The sequence below is a fragment of the Actinomycetota bacterium genome (assembly GCA_014360655.1).
In the GTDB taxonomy this organism is placed as follows: domain Bacteria; phylum Actinomycetota; class Geothermincolia; order Geothermincolales; family RBG-13-55-18; genus JACIXC01.
In genome coordinates this window covers 163,977-185,643 of the sequence record JACIXC010000004.1, presented here as the reverse complement: position 1 = coordinate 185,643, position 21,667 = coordinate 163,977, and the positions used below count along the sequence as shown (strand labels likewise).

At 67.7% G+C, this 21,667-nt stretch carries 19 protein-coding genes; 3 read left to right on the top strand and 16 right to left on the bottom strand.

The window, feature by feature from the left end:
- Position 1 precedes the first annotated feature (1 nt).
- From tsaB to H5T73_04850, 4 genes are all read right to left on the bottom strand, one after another.
- The gene (gene tsaB / locus H5T73_04865) at positions 2–742 is read right to left on the bottom strand and encodes a tRNA (adenosine(37)-N6)-threonylcarbamoyltransferase complex dimerization subunit type 1 TsaB (GenBank protein MBC7247096.1); all 741 of its coding nucleotides are present in this window, start codon (positions 740–742) and stop codon (positions 2–4) included.
- A complete protein-coding gene (tsaE, locus tag H5T73_04860) occupies positions 739–1,230 on the bottom strand; it encodes a tRNA (adenosine(37)-N6)-threonylcarbamoyltransferase complex ATPase subunit type 1 TsaE (protein MBC7247095.1) in 492 nt (163 codons plus the stop codon). The genes tsaB and tsaE overlap by 4 nt, the downstream gene beginning before the upstream one ends.
- Positions 1,231–1,407: 177 nt before the next feature.
- The gene (locus H5T73_04855) at positions 1,408–2,064 is read right to left on the bottom strand and encodes a uracil-DNA glycosylase (protein MBC7247094.1); all 657 of its coding nucleotides are present in this window, start codon (positions 2,062–2,064) and stop codon (positions 1,408–1,410) included.
- Between the two features lie 7 nt (positions 2,065–2,071).
- Positions 2,072–2,308: a zinc ribbon domain-containing protein gene (locus H5T73_04850; protein ID MBC7247093.1), complete on the bottom strand. Its 237-nt coding sequence runs from the start codon at positions 2,306–2,308 to the stop codon at positions 2,072–2,074.
- Between the two features lie 550 nt (positions 2,309–2,858).
- Here H5T73_04850 and H5T73_04845 point away from each other — a divergent pair.
- The 3 genes from H5T73_04845 to H5T73_04835 are packed head-to-tail and all read left to right on the top strand — an operon-like array spanning position 2,859 to position 8,588.
- Entirely contained in the window at positions 2,859–6,428 is a 3,570-nt protein-coding gene (locus H5T73_04845) for a glycosyltransferase (protein ID MBC7247092.1), read from the top strand.
- A gap of 1 nt (position 6,429) precedes the next feature.
- A complete protein-coding gene (locus H5T73_04840; GenBank protein ID MBC7247091.1) occupies positions 6,430–7,476 on the top strand; it encodes an NAD-dependent epimerase/dehydratase family protein in 1,047 nt (348 codons plus the stop codon).
- Complete coding sequence (locus H5T73_04835) at positions 7,473–8,588, top strand: DegT/DnrJ/EryC1/StrS family aminotransferase (protein ID MBC7247090.1); 1,116 nt, start codon at positions 7,473–7,475, stop codon at positions 8,586–8,588. Before H5T73_04840 ends, H5T73_04835 begins: the two co-directional genes overlap by 4 nt.
- Positions 8,589–8,868: 280 nt before the next feature.
- Here the strand turns inward: H5T73_04835 and purC are convergent, their stop codons facing one another.
- The 12 genes from purC to glmS all read right to left on the bottom strand — a co-directional run bounded on the left by purC (position 8,869) and on the right by glmS (position 21,667).
- Positions 8,869–9,897: a phosphoribosylaminoimidazolesuccinocarboxamide synthase gene (gene purC, locus H5T73_04830; protein ID MBC7247089.1), complete on the bottom strand. Its 1,029-nt coding sequence runs from the start codon at positions 9,895–9,897 to the stop codon at positions 8,869–8,871.
- Between the two features lie 235 nt (positions 9,898–10,132).
- Complete coding sequence (locus H5T73_04825; GenBank protein ID MBC7247088.1) at positions 10,133–10,690, bottom strand: carbonate dehydratase; 558 nt, start codon at positions 10,688–10,690, stop codon at positions 10,133–10,135.
- 751 nt (positions 10,691–11,441) lie between these two features.
- Complete coding sequence (locus tag H5T73_04820; GenBank protein ID MBC7247087.1) at positions 11,442–11,960, bottom strand: nitroreductase family protein; 519 nt, start codon at positions 11,958–11,960, stop codon at positions 11,442–11,444.
- Positions 11,961–12,000: 40 nt separating this feature from the next.
- The gene (locus H5T73_04815; protein ID MBC7247086.1) at positions 12,001–12,975 is read right to left on the bottom strand and encodes a P1 family peptidase; all 975 of its coding nucleotides are present in this window, start codon (positions 12,973–12,975) and stop codon (positions 12,001–12,003) included.
- The gene (locus tag H5T73_04810; protein ID MBC7247085.1) at positions 12,972–14,606 is read right to left on the bottom strand and encodes an HD domain-containing protein; all 1,635 of its coding nucleotides are present in this window, start codon (positions 14,604–14,606) and stop codon (positions 12,972–12,974) included. Before H5T73_04810 ends, H5T73_04815 begins: the two co-directional genes overlap by 4 nt.
- A 310-nt stretch (positions 14,607–14,916) precedes the next feature.
- The gene (locus tag H5T73_04805; GenBank protein ID MBC7247084.1) at positions 14,917–15,339 is read right to left on the bottom strand and encodes a hypothetical protein; all 423 of its coding nucleotides are present in this window, start codon (positions 15,337–15,339) and stop codon (positions 14,917–14,919) included.
- Positions 15,336–15,920, bottom strand: coding sequence for an NTPase (locus H5T73_04800; protein ID MBC7247083.1), 585 nt, complete (start codon positions 15,918–15,920; stop codon positions 15,336–15,338). Before H5T73_04800 ends, H5T73_04805 begins: the two co-directional genes overlap by 4 nt.
- Positions 15,921–16,037: 117 nt before the next feature.
- Positions 16,038–17,228: an alanine racemase gene (alr, locus tag H5T73_04795; protein MBC7247082.1), complete on the bottom strand. Its 1,191-nt coding sequence runs from the start codon at positions 17,226–17,228 to the stop codon at positions 16,038–16,040.
- Positions 17,229–17,357: 129 nt separating this feature from the next.
- Positions 17,358–17,819, bottom strand: a complete 462-nt coding sequence (locus H5T73_04790) for a CBS domain-containing protein (protein MBC7247081.1) — start codon at positions 17,817–17,819, stop codon at positions 17,358–17,360.
- Positions 17,816–19,378 carry an NAD(P)H-hydrate dehydratase gene (locus H5T73_04785; protein MBC7247080.1) on the bottom strand — a complete coding sequence of 521 codons (1,563 nt, stop codon included), beginning with the start codon at positions 19,376–19,378 and terminating at the stop codon, positions 17,816–17,818. The genes H5T73_04790 and H5T73_04785 overlap by 4 nt, the downstream gene beginning before the upstream one ends.
- The gene (locus tag H5T73_04780; GenBank protein MBC7247079.1) at positions 19,372–19,761 is read right to left on the bottom strand and encodes a holo-ACP synthase; all 390 of its coding nucleotides are present in this window, start codon (positions 19,759–19,761) and stop codon (positions 19,372–19,374) included. Before H5T73_04780 ends, H5T73_04785 begins: the two co-directional genes overlap by 7 nt.
- A gap of 79 nt (positions 19,762–19,840) precedes the next feature.
- Positions 19,841–21,667 carry a glutamine--fructose-6-phosphate transaminase (isomerizing) gene (gene glmS, locus H5T73_04775; protein ID MBC7247078.1) on the bottom strand — a complete coding sequence of 609 codons (1,827 nt, stop codon included), beginning with the start codon at positions 21,665–21,667 and terminating at the stop codon, positions 19,841–19,843.

Genomic DNA, 21,667 nt, shown 5'->3' with positions numbered 1-21,667 from the left:
GTCACGCCCCCCCTTTTTTTCCCACGTCCGGGTGCCGCAGGTAAAGGGGGGTGAGACGCAGGGGGTCCACCGTATCCCCGCGACCGTAAAGCCCGCGGCAGAGAGAGACCAGCCCCCGCGGCCGCGGCGCGCCGCCGGCCTTACGCCCCAGTCCGCGCGGCCAGAGGTCGCGGTAGACCTCGACTCCCGAACCGGCCAGGACGATCCCCTCCCCCAGCTCCTCCATCCACCTGCGCAGGGAGGCGGCGGCGGCGTCGGGAGGGGCCGCCGCCGGTCCCTCGAGCGTGACGGGACATGCTCCGTAAGACCCCTCTTCCACCCTGTAAAGGGCGTAATAGACCTGCCCCCTCCTGGCGTCCGCGGCGACGAAGACATGTCCCGGCGTTTCCACCGCCGCGGCGATGACCGCCAGGCTCTCCGGCGCCACCACGGGAATCCCCAGCACCTCTCCCAGCGTCTTGGCGGCCATGACCGCCGTCCTCACCCCGGTGAAGGCCCCGGGGCCCCGCGCCGCTCCCAGCAGGCCCAGGTCCCGCGCGCATATCCCCGCCTCCGCCAGCATGAGCTCCGCGCACGAGAAGAGGGACGCGGTCTCCGCCGCACCCTCCAGCGTGCGGGATAGCAGGGCGCCCGCGCCCTCGAGGACGAGCAGGCCGCGCGACCCGGAGAGGTCCCAGGCCAGGAGCCACGGCCCCCGTTCCCTGCCGCCCGCCGCTCCCGCCTCCTTCCCCATCCCGCTCAAGGCCCCTCTCCTCCCATGCGCTCAAGCCTCTCCTTCCAGGAATCGCCCCGTGGGCGCATGACGACACGGCGCGCCTCCCCGCCCTCCGCGAAGGCGAGCGAGACATCCAGGTGCTCACCTGTGAAGAACCCCCTCGCGCGGTCGGCCCATTCCACCGCCAGCACCCCCTGCCCCTCCAGGTATTCCTCCAGCCCGAGGTCGTGGAGATCCCAGGGCCCCTCGAGGCGGTAGGCGTCGAGGTGGTAGAGGGGCAACCTGCCCTCGTACTCGCGCAGCAGCGTGAAGGTGGGGCTGAGGACGCGCTCCCTCACCCCCAGCCCCTCGGCGATCCCCCGGACGAAGCATGTCTTGCCCGCGCCCAGCTCCCCCTCCAGCAGGACCACGTCGCCGGGGCGCAGCAGCTCCGCCAGCCTCCTTGCCAGGGCAAGGGTGGCCTCCTCGCCGCGCAAAAGAAACGAGAGGTGGACGTCCTCCTGCTCCTGCGCCATCATGCCTCTTCCCCTACTCCCGCGTGCCTCCGCGCTTTTCCTCCCGCGCATCCAGGCGTTCTCCTCATGCCACTTCCGTTACCCTATTATGCTTGCCTCCCCGCGCGCAAGGAAGCCCGCCGTGGGGACCGCCCCGATAGGTATATTATGGAATTCATGGAAAGATGGGGAATGGGATCAGAAGAGGCCCATCTGCTCGGGCTGTTCGGGGGCCACTTCCGCGACCTCCTCCAGGGCCTCGGGCTCGCTCTCCCAGCGCGCCCTCTCCTCGTCCAGGTGCTCCCGCAACCTCTGGAAGTCCTCGATGAGCACCGCCTTGAGCGGCGGCTTGTGCAGGGCCGCCGCGGGGTGGAAGAGGGGCACGTAGGCCAGGCCTCCCTTGCGCACCAGCCTGCCGTGCAGCTGGGAGATGCCGGTGCTCGTCCCCAACAGCGTCCTGGTGGCGTGGTTCCCCAGGGTGCAGATGATGCGGGGCCTGATGATCTCGATCTGCTTGAAGAGGTAAGGCGTGCAGGCCTGCAGTTCCTCGGGCAGGGGATCGCGGTTGTCCGGGGGGCGGCACTTCAGGGTATTGGCGATATAGACCTGTGAGCGTTCAAGGCCGATGGAGCGCAGGAGCTGGTCCAGGAACTGCCCCGCCGGGCCCACGAATGGCAGGCCTTGGCGGTCCTCGTGATATCCCGGCGCCTCGCCCACGAACATGATCTCGGCATCCTCGTCCCCGCTCCCCAGCACCAGGTTGGTGCGGGTCCTTCCCAGGGGGCAGAGAAGGCAGCCCTCGACCGCTTCCCTCAACTCCGCGATGGTGGTCGCCCGGCGCCAGTCTCCCGCCATGGTCCCCCTACCCGGAACATCCCGCGCAGCTGGACGAGGTACACGTGCTGCAGGCCGAGGAGCCCGCCGAGGAGCGGAAGTCGCCGGATGCGGCGGAGCCGCTCTTGAAGCCGAAGGTCGAGAAGAGCTTCTTGATCTTCCTGCCGCCGCAGGAAGCGCAGCATTCCGCCACGTCCGCGGTGTTGCGGGCGAAATGCTCGAAGGTCCCGCCGCATTCCTCGCACTTGTATTCGTAGAAAGGCATTCTCGCTCACCTTCCCTTTACGCCGCCACGACCTCATTGTAACCACCGCGCATCTCCATGGCAACGAGACGCATCAACGCGATCAACGCCCGACGCCCTTCCCCTTTATGCGCGGACGGGCGGCCGGCGCAAGCGGATATCCCCCTGGAACGGTCCCGCCCTCCCTCGATTACCGCATGCGGGTACTCCCCGGCAAGGTAAAACCGCGGTGGCACCTTCCCGACGCAGGGCAGCGCGGGAACCAGGTCCGGGAACCAGGCCCCCTCTCCCGCTGTCTAACCGGGCAAGCCCGCCTCTGCGAGCAACGGGGCTGCCGGGCGAGGTCGGTCCGCGGTGATGCCGGGGACGATTCCCCGGCGATGTCGGCGTCACGAGAACGGCTCCCCTGCGCGCTTGTCCAAACGCACTGCGGGGATTAACTTATTTATGCGGCCGCGCCCCTCAGCGCCCGCGACCCGGGCCCGGCTTCCGGGAACCCGATGGCGGCGCGCTACGCGCGGTTCTCACGTTCTCGCGGGAACGCGACAGGCGATGAGAAGGTAACCATGCCATGGAAGACGTTGTCCGCACCCCGGTAAGGGAGGAAGGGAAAAGGGCGTGGCCCCTGCTCCTCCTGTTCCTGGCCGTCTTCCTCTTCTTCCAATCCATGATCCTCCTGAAGCGGGTGCCGTGGTTCTCCGACATAAAGACCTATTACCTCCCCAACTGGACCTACCTCTCGCACGCGCTGCGCACGGGCGGCCTTTCCTTCTGGTGCCCGGGCATCTACTGCGGGTTTCCCCTATTCGCCGACAGCGAGATGGGGCTCTTCTATCCTTTTAACCCGCTCTTCTTCCTCCTGCCTTCGCTCACGGGGTTCACCTGGTCCCTGGTCTTCCACTACCTGCTCGGCGGCGGCTTCCTCTACCTCTACTGCCGCCGTCTCGGGCTGAGCCGCCCTGCCTCCCTCTTCGCCGCCCTTCCCTTCATGCTGGGCGGGTTCCTCCTCGCGCACCTCGTCCACCCCAACGCGGTGGCCACCGCCGCCTGGATGCCCCTCTTCCTCTACCTCCTGGAGAGGGCGCTCGGCGAGGCGAGGTTCTCCTTCTTCCTGCTGACCGGGGGGGTGCTCGGCCTGCAGTTCCTGGGCGGCTTCCTCATGGTCCCGCTCATGGAGGGCGTCATGGCGCTCTTCTACGTCATCTTTCATCACCGCGGGAGACGCGAGGGCGGCAGGGGCCTCCTGGCCGACCTCGGGGGGCTGGCCGCCGCCTTCGCCCTGGGGGCGGGGCTGGGCATGGCGCAGAATCTTCCCAGTTATTTCCTGGTACGGAACTCCTACCGCGCGGGGGGCCTCTCCGGCTCGCTCGCCAACACCGGCAACCTTCCCGCCCTCCAGCTCTTGGGTCTGGTGCTGCCCCGCTCCTTCGGGCGGGGCATAGCGCAGGGAGGATACCTGGGAGCCTGGACCTTCGAGGAGACCTACGGTTACGTGGGTATACTCCCCCTGCTCTTCGCCCCCGCCGCGCTGCGAAGGGAGCGCGCCTGGCCGGCCGCCTTCTTCTTCTGGACGGCGGTCGTTTCCCTCCTGTTGAGCCTCGGCAATCAAGGCCTGCTCTGGCCGCTCCTGCACCGCCTGCCGGGATTCCACGTGCTCAAGGGACCCAGCCGCTTTCTGCTCACCTGCAACCTCTCCGTCCTACTCCTGGGAGCCATGGGGCTGGACCGCTGGCGCCAGGGAAGGCTGGATGGGGAAGCGCGCTCGCGCCTGGTGCGCGGCTGGGCCCTGGCGGCCGGCATAGTGACGGCGTGCCTGGCGCTGCTGACGGTGCTTTATCGTTGTAACCTCCTGGGTTTTAGGGACTTCGCGGCCCTGGTGGCCAGGCCGCTTCTGACGGGAGTGAAGGCCCCCACGGAACGCGTGCTCTCCTCCCTCTGCGACTACTTCACCACCTGGAGGACGGAATTCCTGGTTCCCCTCGCCCTGCTCGGCATATTTTTCCTCCTCCTCTCCGACACGCGCAGAAAGGGCGGGCCGAGACGCGTCACGGTATGCGTGGCGGTCCTCGTCGCCTTCCTGGACACCTTCGTCTTCGCATCGCTGGTGCTCAAGCCCGTTCCCAGGAACAGGGCAGAGAGCCGGCCGGCGGTCATCAACGTCCTGGAGGACCTGGAGGGCGGGAGGGCGGCGTTGCTCAAGGAGCCCGGCATCAACCGCGGGGAGTTCGCCCTCTCGTCAAACCAGCTCCTCCCCTACTCCATACCCGACGCCTTCGGCTTCTCGACCATCCCCCCGGCCCGCCTCGACCGTTTTCTCGGCTACCTGGACCGGCAACCGGACCGGAACGCCTTCGCGCTCCTGGGGGTGGAGGCCCTCTACGCCGACCTGGTGCGCGTAAGGGGGGTGCCCTACGACTTCGGGTTCCCGTTTTCCATCGCGGGCGGCCTGGGATCGTCTTCCTACGCCTGCGATGCTTCCCTCACGGGAAAGGAGCTGCGTTTCCTCCTGGACGGCCGCATCCTCGAGCGCGACGCGCACGGCAAGCTCTACCTCAAGCTCGACTGCCTGAGCGGCGGACGCGTCGTGCGGCTGCCCGTGCTGCTCCTGGAAAAGGAGGCCGGGGAGGAGGAATGCGCCCTGACCGTGATGTACAACGAATACCCGCCCACCATCGACCGCATAGGCTTCCGCTCTCCCGGTTACGGCAGGGGACGCGAGGCCGTCGAGGTAAGGGTTCCGTGCAGGTTGAGGAGGAGCGAGCAACTGGTGGTCACCACCGCCTGCCAGGAGAGCCTTGAGGGAACGCGCCTGCTCGCCGTGAGCATGTTGGACGAGTACGGTCGCGGATTTCCCCTCACGCCCTGGCCTGCCGCATACAGCGACGGTAGGCACGCCGTCTACACGCTGGAGGAAAGCCTCTACCCCGCATTCCCCGCCTGGGAATTCACGTGGGCGGAGGACTGGAGGGAAGCCGTGGACATAGCCTGGGAGGACGGCTTCCGGGAGGGAAATGCCGTCCTGCTGGCGCAGGAGATCGACCCCGCGCTGCGTGAGCGCATATCCTCGCTGCGGGCGCCGCAGGGAGAGGTGAGGGTGGATCGCGTGGAGGAAGGCGGCGACCACCTTTCCTTCCGCACCACGAGCGGCGGCGACTGCGTGCTCGTCCTCTCGCTGGACTACCTCCCGGGTTGGGAAGCGAGGGTGGACGGCCGGCCCTGCGGGCTCTTCTCCGCCTACGGCTTCCTGACCGCCCTCTACCTCCCGGCGGGCGAGCACCTGGTGACCCTCGACTACCGGCAGCCGGGCCTGGCGGTGGGTGCGGCGGTCTCCATCCTCAGCCTGTTCGCTTTCCTGGCCCTCCTCCTCCTGGTGGGGCTGCGGGAGCGCGCACGAGCACGCGGGCAAGCCCGCGAGGCGCCCTCCCTCCCCCCGCCGCAGGCCACGAGCATCAGCGCCTTCTTCCCCTGTTACAACGATTCCGCCACCATAGGGGAGGTGGTGACCGGAGCCCTCGAGGTGCTGCGCGAGCTCTGCGACGACTACGAGGTGATCATCGTGGACGACGGCAGCTCCGACGCTTCCGGGGCGGTCATCGACTCCCTCGCGGCAGCCTATCCCGAGGTGAGAGTGGTGCGCCACGACCGCAACCGCGGCTACGGCGCTGCCCTGCGCAGCGGCATCAAGACGTCCGCCAAGCAATGGGTCTTCTACACCGACAGCGACGGCCAGTACGACGTGGCTGACCTGCGCCGGCTGCACGCCCTCAGCGGGACCGCCGACGTCGTCAACGGCTACAAGGAGAGCCGCAGCGATCCCTGGTATCGCGTGCTCCTGGGCAAGGCGTACAATTTCTTCGTGCGGCGCCTCTTCCTGGTGCCCATTCGGGACGTGGACTGCGACTTCCGGCTCATGCGGGGAGACCTGGCCAGGAGCCTCGACCTGCGTTCGGAAGGCGGGTCCATCTGCGTGGAGCTGGTAAAGGGACTGCAGGCGCGGGGCGCGCGCTTCGCCGAGACGCCCGTGCGCCACCTCCCGCGCCGCGAGGGCAGGAGCCAGTTCTTCCGCCTTAAAAACCTGCTTGCCATGGTGGCCGGTTTGGCGTCATTATGGTGGAGGCTGGCAAGGAAAGGGGGACTCTGAGATGGATGGAAAGATCGAGGCGTTCTACCGCGGCCGCCGGGTGCTGGTGACGGGCGGCGCGGGGTTCGTGGGCAGCAGCCTCGCGCGCGAGCTGGTGCGCCTGGGCGCGGCGGTCACCATCATCGACGCCTGCTTTCCCGACCAGGGCGCGAACCTCTTCAACCTGAAGGGCGTGCTCGATGAGGTCAACCTGGTGGTGGCGGACATCGGCGCCGTGGACGAGATATCCAGCTTCCTCGTGGACCAGGAGGTGGTCTTCAACCTCGCCGCCTGCATCAGTCACGTGGGGAGCCTGCATAACCCCATCCAGGACCTGGAAAGGAACTGCGCGAGCCAGCTCCGCTTCCTCTGCGCCCTGGGCGAGCTGAGCCCCCAGGCCCGCGTGGTCTACACCGGTTCCCGCAGCCAGTACGGGAGCCCGCTTTATCTCCCCGTGGACGAGGAGCACCCCCTGAGGCCGGTGGACATCAACGGTGTGCACAAGACGGCCGTGGAGGAGTACCACCGCGTATTCCACGAGCAGGGGCGCCTGCGCTACACGTCCCTGCGGCTGAGCAACATCTTCGGGCCCCGCCACCAGATGCTCCACGACGGGCAGGGCTTTCTCAACTGGTTCATCAGGCAGGGGCTCTGCGGGGAGGAGATACGCGTCTTCGGGAACGGGGAGCAGAAAAGGGACTTCCTCTACGTGGACGACGCGGTGGAGGCCATCCTGCTGGCGGCGGCGTGCCCCGACTGCGAAGGCAAGGCCTTCAACCTGGCATCGGGAACGAGCCTCTCCGTGGCCGAGGCGGCCGCCGCGGTGTGCGAGCTGACCGGCAGTTCCTGGAGATGCATCCCCTTCCCCATCGAGCGCCTCTGCGTGGAGCCGGGTCATATCATCCTCGACACCTCCCTCCTTCAGGAGACCCTGGGCTGGAGGCCGCGCCGTGATTTCCGCGACGCCCTCGAGGAGACGGTCTCCTTCTACCGTGAGCACGGCAGCCACTACTTCCACCCCCCGCGGGGCAAAGTGGTGCTGGACCGCAAGGGGCTTGCGCCGTCGTGAGGCGCGTACCCTTCCTCGACCTCACCCGCCAGGACCGGGAGTTGGAGGAGGAGCTCCGGGGTGACCTGGAAGACTTCCTGCGTCGCGGACGCCACGTCCTTGGCGAGGAGGTCCTGGCCTTCGAGGAAGAATTTTCCAGATACTGCGGGATGGCCCACGGGGTGGGCGTGGCCTCGGGAACCGATGCCCTGCTCCTCTCCCTCAGGGCGCTGGGAGCGGGAGCGGGAGACGAGGTCATCGTCCCCGCCCTCACCGCGCCGCCCACCGCGGTGGCCGTTTCCCTCTGCGGCGCGCGGCCCGTCTTCGCGGACGTGGATCCGGGGACCCTGACCATCGACCCTGCGAGCGTGGAGGAAAGGCTCACGCCGCGCACGCGTTTCCTCATCCCCGTGCATCTCTACGGGAGGATGGCGGACATGCCGGGCCTGCGGGAGCTCGCCTCACGCCGTGGCCTCGTGGTGGTGGAGGACTGCGCGCAGGCCCACGGCGCCTCCCTGGAGGGGAGGATGGCGGGCTCCTGGGGCGCGGCGGGCTGCTTCAGCTTCTACCCCACCAAGAACCTCGGCGCATACGGGGATGGGGGCCTGGTGGTGACCGGTGACCCCTCCCTCGCACGGCGCCTGCGCATGCTTCGCGACTACGGGAGGAGGGATCGCGACACCTTGCAGGAGGTGGGGCTGAACAGCCGCCTGGACGAGTTGCAGGCGGCGTTCTTGCGCACGAAGCTGCGGCGGCTCGAGGAGTGGAACCGGCGCCGCAGGGAACTGGCCCGGCGCTACCTGGAGGGGCTGCGTGACCTTCCCCTGGGCCTGCCGCCTTGGACGGGGGGAGACGAGCACTGCTTCCACCTCTTCGTGGTGCTCTGCCGGGAACGGGAGGGGCTGCGCGAACACCTCGCCCGCGCCGGGGTGGAGACCGCCGTGCACTATCCCCTGCCCCTGCACCTGCAGCCCCCCTTCCGGGAGGGCTCCTCGCGCCCCTGCCCGGCGGCCGAGCGCGCGGCCCGCGAGGTGCTCTCCCTCCCCCTCTACCCCTACCTCACGGACGACGAGCAGGACGCGGTCATCGCCGCCGTCCGCTCCTTCTATCAAGCCCACCGAGGGCGGTCCTAACACGGTAATTACCATATTATGGTATGTATGTATAATGGCGCTCCATCGCGGCTAATCCATGGGCACCCGCCTTTACCCGGCCCGTTCCGTCATGACCTGAGACGGTCGAGCAGGTCGTGCCCATGAGCTCATGTAAGAACCCCCCGGAAGGCCGTTCTTTGACAAGGAGGGCCGACGCTCTTGAAGATCAGCGAAACGGTACAACCTCTTATCGCGGTTCGTACACGTATCCCTTCTCCGCCAGGCCATCAGACCGGGATGCCACCCGGCGGGAACGTGATCACCCCTCGATCAAACCGCCGAGCTCGGCGAGGATCTCCTCGAGAGGCGGCGCGCCGAAGAAACGCTTCCCGGTCATGCCCTCGCAACAACTCTTGTAGAGCAGGGAGAGCAGCTCCTTCATCCTCGCGGGAAGGGGAGGCGGCTTCTGTCGCACCAGGCCCTTCCATCCCAGCCGGTCAGTCTTCTTGGCCTCCTCGACCTCCCGGGCCCACTCCGTGTTCCGATAGAAGATACGAGCTACCTCCTTGCTCACCGGCATGCCCCGGTACTCGAAACGGCACTCGTCCGGCGTGCCCAGGACGTCCACCAGCATGAGCCTCCGTTCCTCGTCGAAGGCGAACTCCACCTTGCCGTCCTGGTTCTCCAGTCCCAGGGGTTCCACGGTCCGCGTGATGAGCTCGTTGATCCGCAGGGCGGCCTCCTTCAGCTCCCGGAGCTCCTCTGAGGAAAGGCCGGAGATCTTTCCCGCCTCCTCCCATCCCAGGTATCTGTCCGTCGCTTCCAGCTTGGTGGACACGTCCAGGACTGGTCTTTCGAGCCGCTCCCCCGGAACGGGGAGTGATTCAAGGCCCAGGTCTTCTATCCTCAGGCTCCCCTCCTCCAGGCGCTTGAAAACACTGGACCCCTCGGGCAGGGAATTGCGGTAGATCACCTCCAGGGGGATGAGGAAGTTGCCCCTTTCCGCTCGGTAGGCCGAGTAATCGTAGCCGTCGCCGACCGTTTCGGGCTCGATCACCCGGACCAGCCTTATCTCCATGGTGTCCGCGGGCCCATCCAGATCCTCCAGGCGCCGCGCCACGCCGTCCCGGCCCACCACGCCGAGGTAGTGGGTAGCCATCCCCGTGGCCTCGAGCTTCTCGAAGAAGCAGGCCCCCATGAGGCATAGGGCCGCTCCTTTCCCCTCGATATGGTCGGGCATCTCGCCCCAGTCGAAGACCGAGTAGCGATCCGAGAAACGGAACCGCCCCCTGCCCAGCCTGTCACCGGATGGAGCCTCCAAAACCACCAGGTCCTTCACGCTTCCCATCCATCGGCCCTCCTTTCCACTACCAGGTCATTCCGCTGTCGACAACCATCGGCGGATAGGCGACCCGCATGGCGTTCAAACCTGGAGACTTCGACCGCCTCCCGGTCCCTCCCGCCATCCCGGGGTATACCCCCTCTTCGACTAAACCAGGCGTTCGGGGCGTCATCGACCGGCTTCCCCCGCTGACCCGGGTCACGACCTGCCGCCCTTGCCGGTAACGGTGCCGCCTTATCCGTCAGCCCTCGGCCATCTCCCTGTATCCCCTCAGCAACAGCAGGTTCATACCCACGACTTTCCCCACGAATTCCCTCTCCTCTTCCCCACATATCCCCAGCTTCCCCGCCTTTTCCGGCGAGTCGACGATGCAGCCTGGCCCTACCCTCCTCCCCGCGCTGATCTCCACCCCCTCGACCACCGCCAGGTGCCCCACAAACGTGCCGTCGCCCAGGGAGGCCTTGAAGACCACGGACCCGAAACCTACGAAACAACCGGCCCCGATCTCGCAGGGCCCGTGCACGATGCATCCGTGGGCGAGGGAGGTCTCCGGCCCCAACTTCACCGTTGAGCCCTCGAGGGCATGGATGATGACCCGGTCCTGGACGTTGCACCGGTCGCCTATCACTATCGTGCTTCCGGGCTCGTCCGCCCTTATGACCGCACCGGGCCCCACGAAAACCTCATCGCCTATGACCACGTCCCCGATGACCTGGGCGGTGGGATCCAGAAACGAACTCTCCGCCACGCGAGGCTTCCTCCCGCGCGGGTCCTTCTTGACGTCAGCCCGGAGTGTCATCTCCCGGTCCCTCCCTTGCTGCGCTCCCTTCTAGCGACTATCTCCTACACCTCATCGGCTCGATTGAACATAAGGCTCTCGCCATTTTCCGACCCCGAACCCTTTCCGGGTGACCGGCCAGAAGCGATTGGAGGCTCTTCGGGTGACGCAACCACCTTGCTGAGGGTTGTAGTGAAGATTATCCCTCACGTACGACACCAACGCAAGCGAACACACGGCCGCACCCGGCCGCAACGCGGTACGACGGTGGACGGGGACGGTTGTCAACCACAACGTGCGATGACGGCGGCGAGAGAAGTCGCCGGGACACGAACAAGCGGCGGACAGTAAAGGTGACCTTCCAGGGGGTTTCCTCGGTTCGGTCGACTGGGACGCCAGGTGCCTGAAGCAGGCGTCGCCCGGGGTTCATGCAGAAGACGCAGACCCGGTCCTTGAAACGGTAGTCCATTGCCGGATGTGTCCCCAAGCGGGAGGTTACCGGGCACCGTGGGCGGGGCCTTATGGAGTGAGGCTGGCGGTCTTGTGAGGCCGCGAGGGATCAAGGCGGGGGAAAACCGACGCTTCATCCATCCCTCCGGGAAGCGGAGTGCGGTCCTCCGTCTTGGACGGCGGGATCTCACACGGGATTGCGGGCTTGACGGTCGAGCATACGTACAGGAGACATGGCGAGCGTATCCGTGGCGCTTTCTCCGGGATGAGGTGAACGAGACGCCGGAGGGGTACCTCCTGCCAGCCCGGGAAGCTACCTCCACTACAGGTAGGTGGTGAGGCGGGCGTGGGGCACCTTGCGCGGCTGGGAACCCTCATGCGTCGCGTAGCCCATGGGGACGAGGGCCAGGGGCCGCAGGTGCGCCGGAAGCCCCAGGGCCCGCGCCGCCTCTTCCTCCCGGAAGGCTCCCACCCAGCAGGTACCGAGCCCCAGTGCGGTGGCCGCGAGGAGCATGTTCTGCACGGCGGCGGCCGTGTCCTGGATGGAATAGAGCTCCACTCCCCGTTTCCCGTAGCTGCGGGCGTGGGCCTCCAGGTCGGCGCAGACCACGACGACCACCGGCGCCTGGGCCACGAAGCGCTGCCCCAGCGCCGCGGCGGCCAGGGCCTCCTTCATCCTGCCGTCCCGCACCACCAGGAAACGCCACGGCTGCACGTTGCCCGCGGACGGCGCCAGGCAGGCGCAGCGCAGCACCTCATCGACCAGGTCCTCCGGCACCTCGCGCGAGGCGTCGAAGGAGCGCACGCTGTGTCTTCGCTCCATGGCCTCTAAGACGTCCATGCCAACGCCACCTCCTCACGCCGTCCCTTTCACGAGCCTTTCACGAGCCTTTCAAGAGGTCTCGGTAGGCCGGGATACCCGCCACCCCTTCCGCGTAACGCACGGCGTTACGCACCGCTTCCGCCAGTAGCGCCGCAGCCACCGCCCCCACCAGGTCGGGGGAAGCGGGCACCTCCCCCGTGGCGGCGGCGAAGACCAGGTCGCCGTCCAGCCTGGTGTGGCTGGGGCGTATGGCGCGCGCCAGCCCGTTGTGGCCCCTCTGGGCCACCCAGTTGACGTCTGTTTTGGAGAGAGCGGCGTTGGTGACGACGACCGCCAGCGTGGTGTTGACCAGGGGCGAAGCCCCGCCGCCGAACCCGCCGCCTCCACCCGCCCCGAGTGCCGAGCGCATGAGGGCCTCGCTGGAGGCGAAGCCTCCTTCAGGCAGGCGCACCCCGGCCATCACCTCACCCCTCTCGTCCACCACCTCGCCGAGGGCGTTGACCGCCGCCAGGGCCAGTATCTTCACCCCGCCCTCCTCGCAGAAGGCGGCGCCCAGGCCGCTCTTGGTGCAGTGCGCGTATCCAAGCATCTTCCCCACCGTGGCTCCCGTGCCCGCGCCCACGTTCCCCTGCCGCCCGTAATCCTCGCAGGCGTCCAGGCACGCGCGGTAGCCCATCTCCTCGTCGGGGCGCGCTCCCGCGTCCCCCACACCCAGGTCGAAGAGCACGCCGGCGGGGACGATGGGAACGCGCGCCACCCCGGTGTCATACCCTATGCCCCGCTCCTCCAGGTAGCGCACCACCCCGAGGGACGCCGCCAGCCCGAAGGCGCTGCCCCCGGCGATGAGGAAGGCGTGCACCTCCTCCACCAGGTTCGCGGGGCGGAGGAGGTCCGTCTCCCGCGTGCCCGGGGCGCCGCCCCTCACCTCCACCCCGCCCCTGCTGCCGGGGGGCAGGAGTACCACCGTGCAGCCGGTCAGGCCCACCGGGTCCCCGGCATGTCCTATCCGCACACCATCTATGGTCTCCGTCATGGCCCTCGTTCCCCCTCTCCGTCCTCCCGCGGTAAGCACCCGTACGACGCGCGCCCTCCTTCCTCCGCCCGCGGAGCGCACGACCCGGAAGCCAAGAGCTTCCCGGCCAGCTCCAGGGCCTCCTCCCGGCTCCTCACCCTGCCCTCCATCTGGGCCGCCCGCACCTCTCTCAGTATCTCCCCCACCACCGGCCCCTGGTGCATGCCCAGTTCCTCCAGGAGGTCCCTCCCGCGCAGCAACGGCGGCAACTCCTCCTCGCGCCGATACTCCCGCAAAAGCGCGCGGCACACCTCCACGTAGCGGTCCAGGCTCTCCTCCGTGGTCAGCGACCCCCTCGTGGCGAAGCGGTCGGCGGTGGAGAGGAGCACGACGTCGGGCAGCTCCTCCCCCAGGCGGGCCACCATCCTGCGCAGGCGGCGCGGCGACACGTCCTCCTTGCAGGAAAGGCCTATATCCATATGTCTCCCCACCGTCGCCGCCAGGTAATCCCTCGCCCGGCGGGAGAGCCGCAGGCGTTCGGACAGCCGCAGCACCGCCTCCCTGCTCCTCTCCTGGTGGCCGTGGAAGTGTATGCGCCCCGTCTCGTCGCGCGAGAAGGTCTCCACCTTGCCCGCGTCGTGGTAAAGGGCCGCGAGGCGCAGGAAGGCCGCACGCGGATAGAGGTCCTGGAGACGCCTTCCCATCCTCTCCGCCATGACGTCGGCGTGGTCCGGGTACACGCCCGCCGGAGCGCGCAGGAGGCCGTCGAGCTCGTCCAGGGTGAGGAGGGTGTGCGACCAGACGTCCAGGTGGTGGTAGGCGTTCTGTTCCAGGCCCACCGTCCCTACCAGCTCGGGGAAGAGATGCTGCATGAGACCGGTGGAGGCCATGTCGGCGAAGACGCGCGAGGTGCCCTCGTGGCGGAGGGTCTCCAGGAGTTCCGCCGCCGTGCGCTCGCCCGGCACCCTTGCCACGAGGAAGGCGTACTTCTTCAGGTGGTTGAGGGTGCGTTCCTCGAACCTCATACCCAGGACGTGATGGAAACGCAGGGCCCTCACCAGGCGCACGGGGTCAGAAAGGAAGGTCTCGTTGTGGCATTCGCGCAGGATCCCCTGCGAGAGGTCGCGCCACCCGTAGTGCTTGTCCACTAGGTCGCGCGGCAGGAGGATGGCGCCCTCCGCCACCAGCCTGTCCACCTCCACCGCCATGGCGTTGACGGTGAAGTCGCGCATGGAAAGGTCGGTCTCGATGCCGAAACCGCGCAAAGGAGAGAGGTCGACGGTGCGCCTTCGCCCCGCCTCATCGATCACCACCCGGCAGGTGAACTCCTCACCCTTCAGGCGGAAAAACTTACCATGATACTTCTCCGCCACCCGGGCGGCCACGGCCGCCGGGTCGCCCCGCACGATGAAATCGACGTCGTCGGACACCGCTCCCAGGAAGTAATCGCGCAGGTATCCCCCCACCAGGTACATACCGGGATGCAGGGAGGCGAGGAAGCCGAGCAGCTCCTCCAGGAAGCCGTCGTCGCGGGCCAGCACGCGGAGGGAAAAGGAAGCGGGAAGCCCCGCTCCCCGCGCATCTTCCGCCAGGCTCCCGGCGTTACCGTCCATGCGCGCTCCAGGTAGTGAAAGGCCGAGGAAAAGCTCCATGCCGGGGCATCCTCCGGCAACCGCACGCCGGACTCCCCGACAACGGGGCCACGCGGCTGCATCACCCGCTGCGGCGCCGCGGCCCGTTCGCCGCGGTCTGGGGCGGTGCCCCGCGCCGGAAGGCTGCGCCGGCAAGGGCATTATACAACACGCGACGAACATGGGATGCGGTCCCGCTGCACCGCCTTTCAGCAACCGCACCACGCCCGGCGCTGCAAGGCACCGCTGCATCCCGGAACGGCGTCCGTCCCTCCCGGCATGAACGCGCCGCGGCGCCGCGGAGACGCCCGCATCACGCCGGCGGGCGCCCTCAGTGGTCGCGCGTCCAGTAGACGCGCGCGAAAGCGCTGCCCGGCTGCCACTGGATGTCCAGGTGTCCCGAATAGGCCCGCTCGAACTCCTTGCCCAGCCGCTCCGCCAGGGCCCTGTCGGTGGTCTCGATGATTATCTCGTCGCCCTTCTCCTCGATATGGTAGATGCGGGCGGCGATGTTCTTGCGCAGCTTCTTCTCCGCCACGCTACGGATGAGGTTCTTCGCCTCATCCCTGTGCACCTTCAGGAAGTCCCCCCTAAGGTAAACCACGCCGTCCACCTTGCCCCTGGCCACCCGATCGCAGCCCGGGCACAGTTGTTTCTCCCAACCGTTCCCTTTCATGGCTTTCTCGCGCTTCGCCTCGTCGAAAGCCCATTTCTGGTCCACGCAGACGGCGTAGCAGGAAGGACAGATTTTCATGACCTGATTCCTCCTTCAAGCTCTCCGGAGAACTTCCTCGCGCTCAAGACGTCTTTAAGCCTCCCCTCAATCACCTCCCCGAGTGCGCAGCGGTTTTTAGCCGTGACCTCGAAAACGTCAACGCCGGGTATCTCGAGCAGTGCGAGTATGTAGGGGTCTCCGCGGCAGGGAATGGTGGCGAGAAGCGGTGTCTCCCCCTCCGCGAGATCCATGAAGAGCTCGCGAAAGGCGGCGGAGATGGTCTCCATGCGCCCCACCTCGTCGACCACCAGGAGGTCGGCATGCCGGCGTCCCTCCTCCAGGGCAGGCAGCGCCACCGACTCGAAGGCCGCCACGTCCACGCCGTACCTGCCCACGCGGGGCATGCCCCTGTAGGACACGTGGGAGAGGACGGCCTCTGCGCCGTCGAAGTCCCTCACCCTGAAGCCGATACGCGACCCGCCCTCCCTGATCTCCTCGGTGACGAAACCGCAGACCCTCCATCCCCCGCGCGCGAGGGCCTCTGCGAGCGCGACCACCAGGGTGGTCTTGCCGCTTCCGGGCCTTCCCTTGAGCAGGATGCTGGCGGTCATCTCGTCCATCCCTAACTATATCCTACCCCGGAACGCGACCCGTAAACGAGCCCCTTTTTCCCGCCCTTTCACCCTCCAGCACCATGGGAGCGGCGGGGAAAGAGCGGCCCGGGACGCGCTCCCCGCTCACCCGCCTTCCCCGTCATCTTCCTCCGTGCTCCCGCTCATCCCCCGCCTGTTCAGGTAGAGGCGCGGCACCCGCTTTCCCATGTCGCACACCACCTCGTAGTTTATGGTACCCAGGAGCTCGGCCATGCGTTCCACCCCCACCGACTCCTCCCCCCAACCGCCGATGACCGTCACCTCCTCTCCGGGCCGGTAGCGGTCCTCACCCAGGTAAACCATGCAGAGGTCCATGCATATGGCCCCCACCTGCGGATACCGCTTGCCCGCGATGAGCACCTCCCAGCGGTTGGAGAGCGCGCGCGCCAGGCCGTCCGCGTAGCCCAGCGGCAGCACGGCAAGCCAGCCGTCCCGGGGACACCGGTAGGTAAGGCCGTAGCTCACGCCCTCCCCCTCCCGCGCCCTGAAGACGTGGCAGATGCGCGTGCGCAGGGAGAGGGCCGGACGCAGGTCCAGTTTGCCCCGGTATTCCTTTCCGGGCAACAGTCCGTACATGGCGATCCCCAGCCTTATCATGTCCATGCGCGAGGAGGGGAGGGATAGCGCGGCGCCCGAGGCGGCCACGTGCCGCAGGGGGACCTCTATGCCCCGCAGGCGCAGCTCCGCGAGCACCCCCTCGAAAACCCGGAGCTGCTCGCCGTTGAACCGGTGGCCGGGCACCGACGCCATGGCCAGGTGGGTGTAGACGCCCTCCAGCTCCAGCCCGGGCATGTTCCGCAGCGCTTCCGCCAGGGCGACCGCCTCCCCGGGCGCGACGCCCACCCGGTGCATGCCGGTATCCACCTTCAGGTGAACGGGCAGTACCGCGCCCCGCGAGGCGCAGGCCCGGGAGAGCGCCCGCGCGTATTCCTCGCTGTAGACGGTGGGGATGAGCTCGAGCTCGACCACCCTGGGCGCCGCCTCCGGTGGCGGCTCGAAGAGCAGGTGCACGGGGGCGCGCAGCCCGGCCCCGCGCAACTCCTCACCTTCCTCGACCAGGGCCACCCCCAGGCGGGAGGCGCCGGCCTGCAGGGCGGCGCGTGACACCTCCACCGCGCCGTGCCCGTAGCCGTCGGCCTTGACCACCGCCATCACCTGGCAGGAGGGGCCGGCGAGCCGCACGTACTCGCGCACGTTGTGCCGGATGTTCTCCAGGTCTATCTCGAGCCGGGTGGGCCGCGTGAAGACATCCGTATCGAAAACTTCCGCATTCATGTGCCCGCCACCCCCTTTCTTCCCCGCGCCGCGCCGCCTGCCCCGTCCCGCGGCGCCGCCCTCACCCGCGCGGCGCCGGCAGGGCGGGCGTCCACCCGCAGGCGACCGGGCGCAAGGGCGCGCACGTCCTCAACCCTCCGCGATGGTGCGCAGGATGTCGGCCCGCGTGATCACCCCCAGCAGCCTTCCCTCCTCCACCACCAGCACGTATTCCATGTCCCTATCCAGCATGAGGGTGGCGATCTCCTCCACGCTCCGCAGGGGGTCCACGGCGGGGATGTCCTCCTCCATCACCTCGCGGGCCTTTGAACCCACCGCCTGCCGCAGTTCCTTCTCGAACCGCTTCAGGGAGGAGGGAAGGAAGATGTAACTTTCCAGGAAATGGATGAAGGTCGGGAAATGGACGCGGGCATCCTGGTGCACCAGGTCCTCCTCGTCCACCACGCCCAGCACCCTGCCCTCCTCGTCCACCACGGGAAGGCAACGGATGCGTTTCTCCACCATGAGGGCCGCCATCTCCGTGACCGAGGCCTCGGGGCCCACGGTGACGGGACGCGTGTTCATGATATCCCGCGCCGCTTTCACTCTCACAAGCCTCCTTCCTTTCCCCTGCGCAGCCCCGCCAGTGCCAGCGGGAGATGGGAGATTATGTCCCCCGCCACCATCCCCAGACCTCCCACCACGCTGCAGGCGAGCCGTGCCGCGCTGCCGTGCAGGAAGACGCCGCACAGCGCCGCCTGCAGGGGAGACAGTCCCCGCGCGCAGAACGCCGCTATGCATCCCGTGAGCACGTCCCCGCTGCCCGCTGTGGCCAGCTCGGGAAGCGCCAGGTGGTGAAAGACGGCTTTCCCGGAGGGGTCGGCGATCACCGTGTCGGCGCCCTTGAGCACCACCACGCAGCGGAATGCGCGCGCCGCCGCGAGGGCGCTCTCCAGCCTGGATGCCTGTACCTCGCTCGCCGCTTTTCCCAGCAATCCGCCCAACTCCCCGGGATGTGGGGTGATGACGGTAGGGTATTCCCTCCGCTGCAGGAACTGCGGCCTTTCAGCCGCGCAGTTTATCCCGTCGGCGTCGAGCACAAGGGGCTTCCCCCATCCTTCCAATATTTCCCATACCATCTCCGCCGTGGCCGGAGCCCTTCCCAGCCCCGGCCCCAGCGCGAGGACGTCGTAACGCCCGGCTTCCTCCAGCACCCTTGCCGCCGCCTCGCGGCTCAAGCACTTCCCATCCTCGTCGGGAAGCGGCAGGGTCATAACCTCGGTCAGCTTCACCTCCATGACGGCATTGAGGCCCGCCGCTATGCCCAGGGTGACCACCCCGGCCCCCGCCCTCAGTGCCGCCCGCGAAGCGAGGGCGGCGGCGCCGGTGAGGCCCAGCGACCCCGCCGCCACCAGCACCCTCCCCCGCTGCCCCTTGTGCGCGTGGGGAGAAAGGGGAGGGATCATCTCCGCCACGTCGCCCTCCTCCAGCAGGTGGATGTCGCTCTTCACCACCTCCTGCAAAAGGTGCGCGGGTATGCCTATGTCCGCCACGACCATCTCCCCCACCCTCTCCGCGCCCGGGTAGAGGAAGAGGCCGGCCTTGGGCCAGGCCAGGGTCACCGTGCGCTGTGCCTGCACCGCGGGGCCCCTCACCTCGCCCGTGGCCGCGTCCACGCCGGACGGGATGTCCACCGAGAGCACGGGGGCGGGACACGCGTTCACCGCCTCGATGGCCGCCGCGAACTCCCCTTTCGCGCTGCCGCGGAAGCCGAAACCGAAGAGGGCGTCTATCACCAGGTCGGCCCCGCGCAGTCCCTCGGCCAGCGCCTCCGCCCCGCCTACCGTCACCTCTCCCCCTTCCTCGCGGTAACGCCGATAGTTGGTGGACGCGTCGGGGCTCAGCTCTTCGGGGTCGCCCAGCAGGAAGACGCGCACCGCGGCCCCCCAGGAGGCGAGGTAGCGCGCCGCCACCAGGCCGTCCCCCCCGTTGTTCCCCTTCGCGGCCGCCACCACGATGCGGCGCCCGCTGCAGATGCCCCCCAGCATGTCCCTGGCCTGCTCCGCCACGGACCTTCCAGCATTTTCCATGAGCTGCAGGGAGGGGGTTCCCGCCTCCATGGCCGCGCGGTCCAGCTCCGCCATCTCCTGCGGATAGACCACCCTCAACATGACGCCCCCTCCCCCACCGCCTGCGCGAAGGCCACCGCCAGCTCCCCGGTATGGGAGATGCTCACCAGCACGCGCTCCACCCCGAGGCGGCGGGCCGTTTCCCGCGTCCTTCCCGAAAGCACCAGGAAAGGACGCCCCTCGCCGTCCGCCAGGAGCTCCACCTCCCGCCAGGAAAAACCGCGCGCCCCGGCGCCCAGGGCCTTGTATGCCGCCTCCTTGGCGGCGAAACACGCCGCGTAGCGCCGGGCCGGTCGGGAGCAGTCCTCGCACCTCTCCCTCTCGCGGGGAGTGAAAAGGCGCGGCACGAAGCCCTCGTGCCGCGCCATGGCCCGTTCTATCCTGGCCACCTCCACCACGTCGACGCCTATACCCAGGATGTCCATCTTTCCTTTCTCGGTATCGAGAACGCCGCTAACACGCCTTGCCCCCCTTCCCCGCAGGCGCGCGTGCCGTTTCCCTTACTCACTCCACGGTCACCGTCTTGGCCAGGTTGCGAGGCTGATCGACGTTGCACCCCCGCAGCTTGGCCACGTGGTAGGCGAAGAGCTGCACCGCGGGCGCGACTACCACCGGGCTGAAACATGCCTCGACCTCGGGCACGAAGATGGTCTCCTCGCAGCACGCCTCCACCTCGCGGTCCCCCCGCGTGGCCACGGCGATCACCGGGGCCCCCCTTGCCTTCACCTCCTCGATGTTGCCGCGCATCTTCCCGTACACGGAATCCCGGGGGACGATGGCCACCACCGGGAAACCGGGGTGCAACAGGGCGATGGGTCCGTGTTTCATCTCCCCGGCCGGGTACCCCTCGGCATGGATGTAGGAGATCTCCTTCATCTTCAGGGCCGCCTCCATGGCCATGGGATAATTGATCTTGCGCCCCAGGAAGAGAAAATCCTCGCAGCGGCAGTACCTGTCCGCGCAACGCTCCACCGTCTCAGTGTCCTGCAGGACCTCCTCTATGCAGGCGGCCATGGATTCCAGCTTGGCGAAGTTGTCGCGGACGAAGTCGGCCTCCAGCAGTTTCCGCTCCTGGCCCAGGTAGAAACCCAGGAGGTAGACGGCGGCGATCTGCGCCAGGAAGGTCTTGGTGGCCGCCACGCCGATCTCCGGCCCGGCATGGGTGTAGATAACGCCGTCCGACTCCCTGGCCATCATGCTGCCCACCACGTTGACGATGGAAATCGCGGGGGCACCGCATTGCTTTGCCCAGCGCACCGCGCTCATGGTGTCCGCCGTCTCCCCGGACTGGCTCACCGCCACCACCAGGCAGTGGGGGTCCAGGCGCGGCTCCCGGTAAAAGAACTCCGAGGCGATGTCCACCTCCACCGGGATGTCCATCCACCCCTCTATTATGTAGCGACCCAGGAGGGAGGCGTGGTAGGAAGTCCCGCAGGAGACGAAGATGAGCCTCCGTATATCCTTGAAATCGAAGCTCACGTCCTCCAACTCCTCAATGCGTAACCTTCCCGACCTGGTCAACCTGCCCCGCAACGTGTCCAGCCAGGCTTGCGGCTGCTCGTATATCTCCTTGAGCATGAAGTCTGCGTAACCGCCCTTTTCCACCGAGGAGACGTCGTAGGGAATGATGTAAGAATCCCGGGTGATCGCCTTGCCGCTCTCGTCCAGCAGGCGCCAGCCCCTGTCGGTCACCCTGACCACGTCGCCGTTCTCCAGGGCCACGGCCCTGCGCGTGTGATCCAGGAAGGCCAGGGTAGCGGAAGCCAGGAAATTCTCCTCTTTGCCCACTCCCAATAGGAGTGGGCTGTCCTTGCGCACGCCCACCAGGACCCCGGGTTCCCGGGAACTCATGAAGACCAGGGCATAGGAGCCCTGCAGGCGTGGAACGGCCGCGCGCACCGCCTCCACGAGGTCTCCCCCGTAATGTTCCTCCACCAGGTGGGCGATGATCTCCGAGTCCGTGCCGGAACGGAACTGGTGTCCCCGCGAGAGGAGCTCCTCGCGCAGCTCCTGGTAATTCTCGATGATCCCGTTGTGCACGACGGCGATCTCTCCCCGGCAATCAACGTGGGGGTGGGCGTTTTCCATGGAAGGCGGGCCGTGAGTAGCCCACCGCGTGTGGGCGACCCCCGTGCCCCCGCGGTCCGGAAACCGCGGCAGGAGGGGCTCCATCTGATCGAGGTTCCCCTTGCGCTTGAGCATCCTGATCCCCCCGCGGTCATACACCGCTATCCCCGCGGAGTCATAGCCACGGTATTCCAGCCTGCGCAGTCCCTGGAAAAGGGTCTGCGCAACGGGCTTCTTCCCCACGTAACCGATTATGCCGCACAA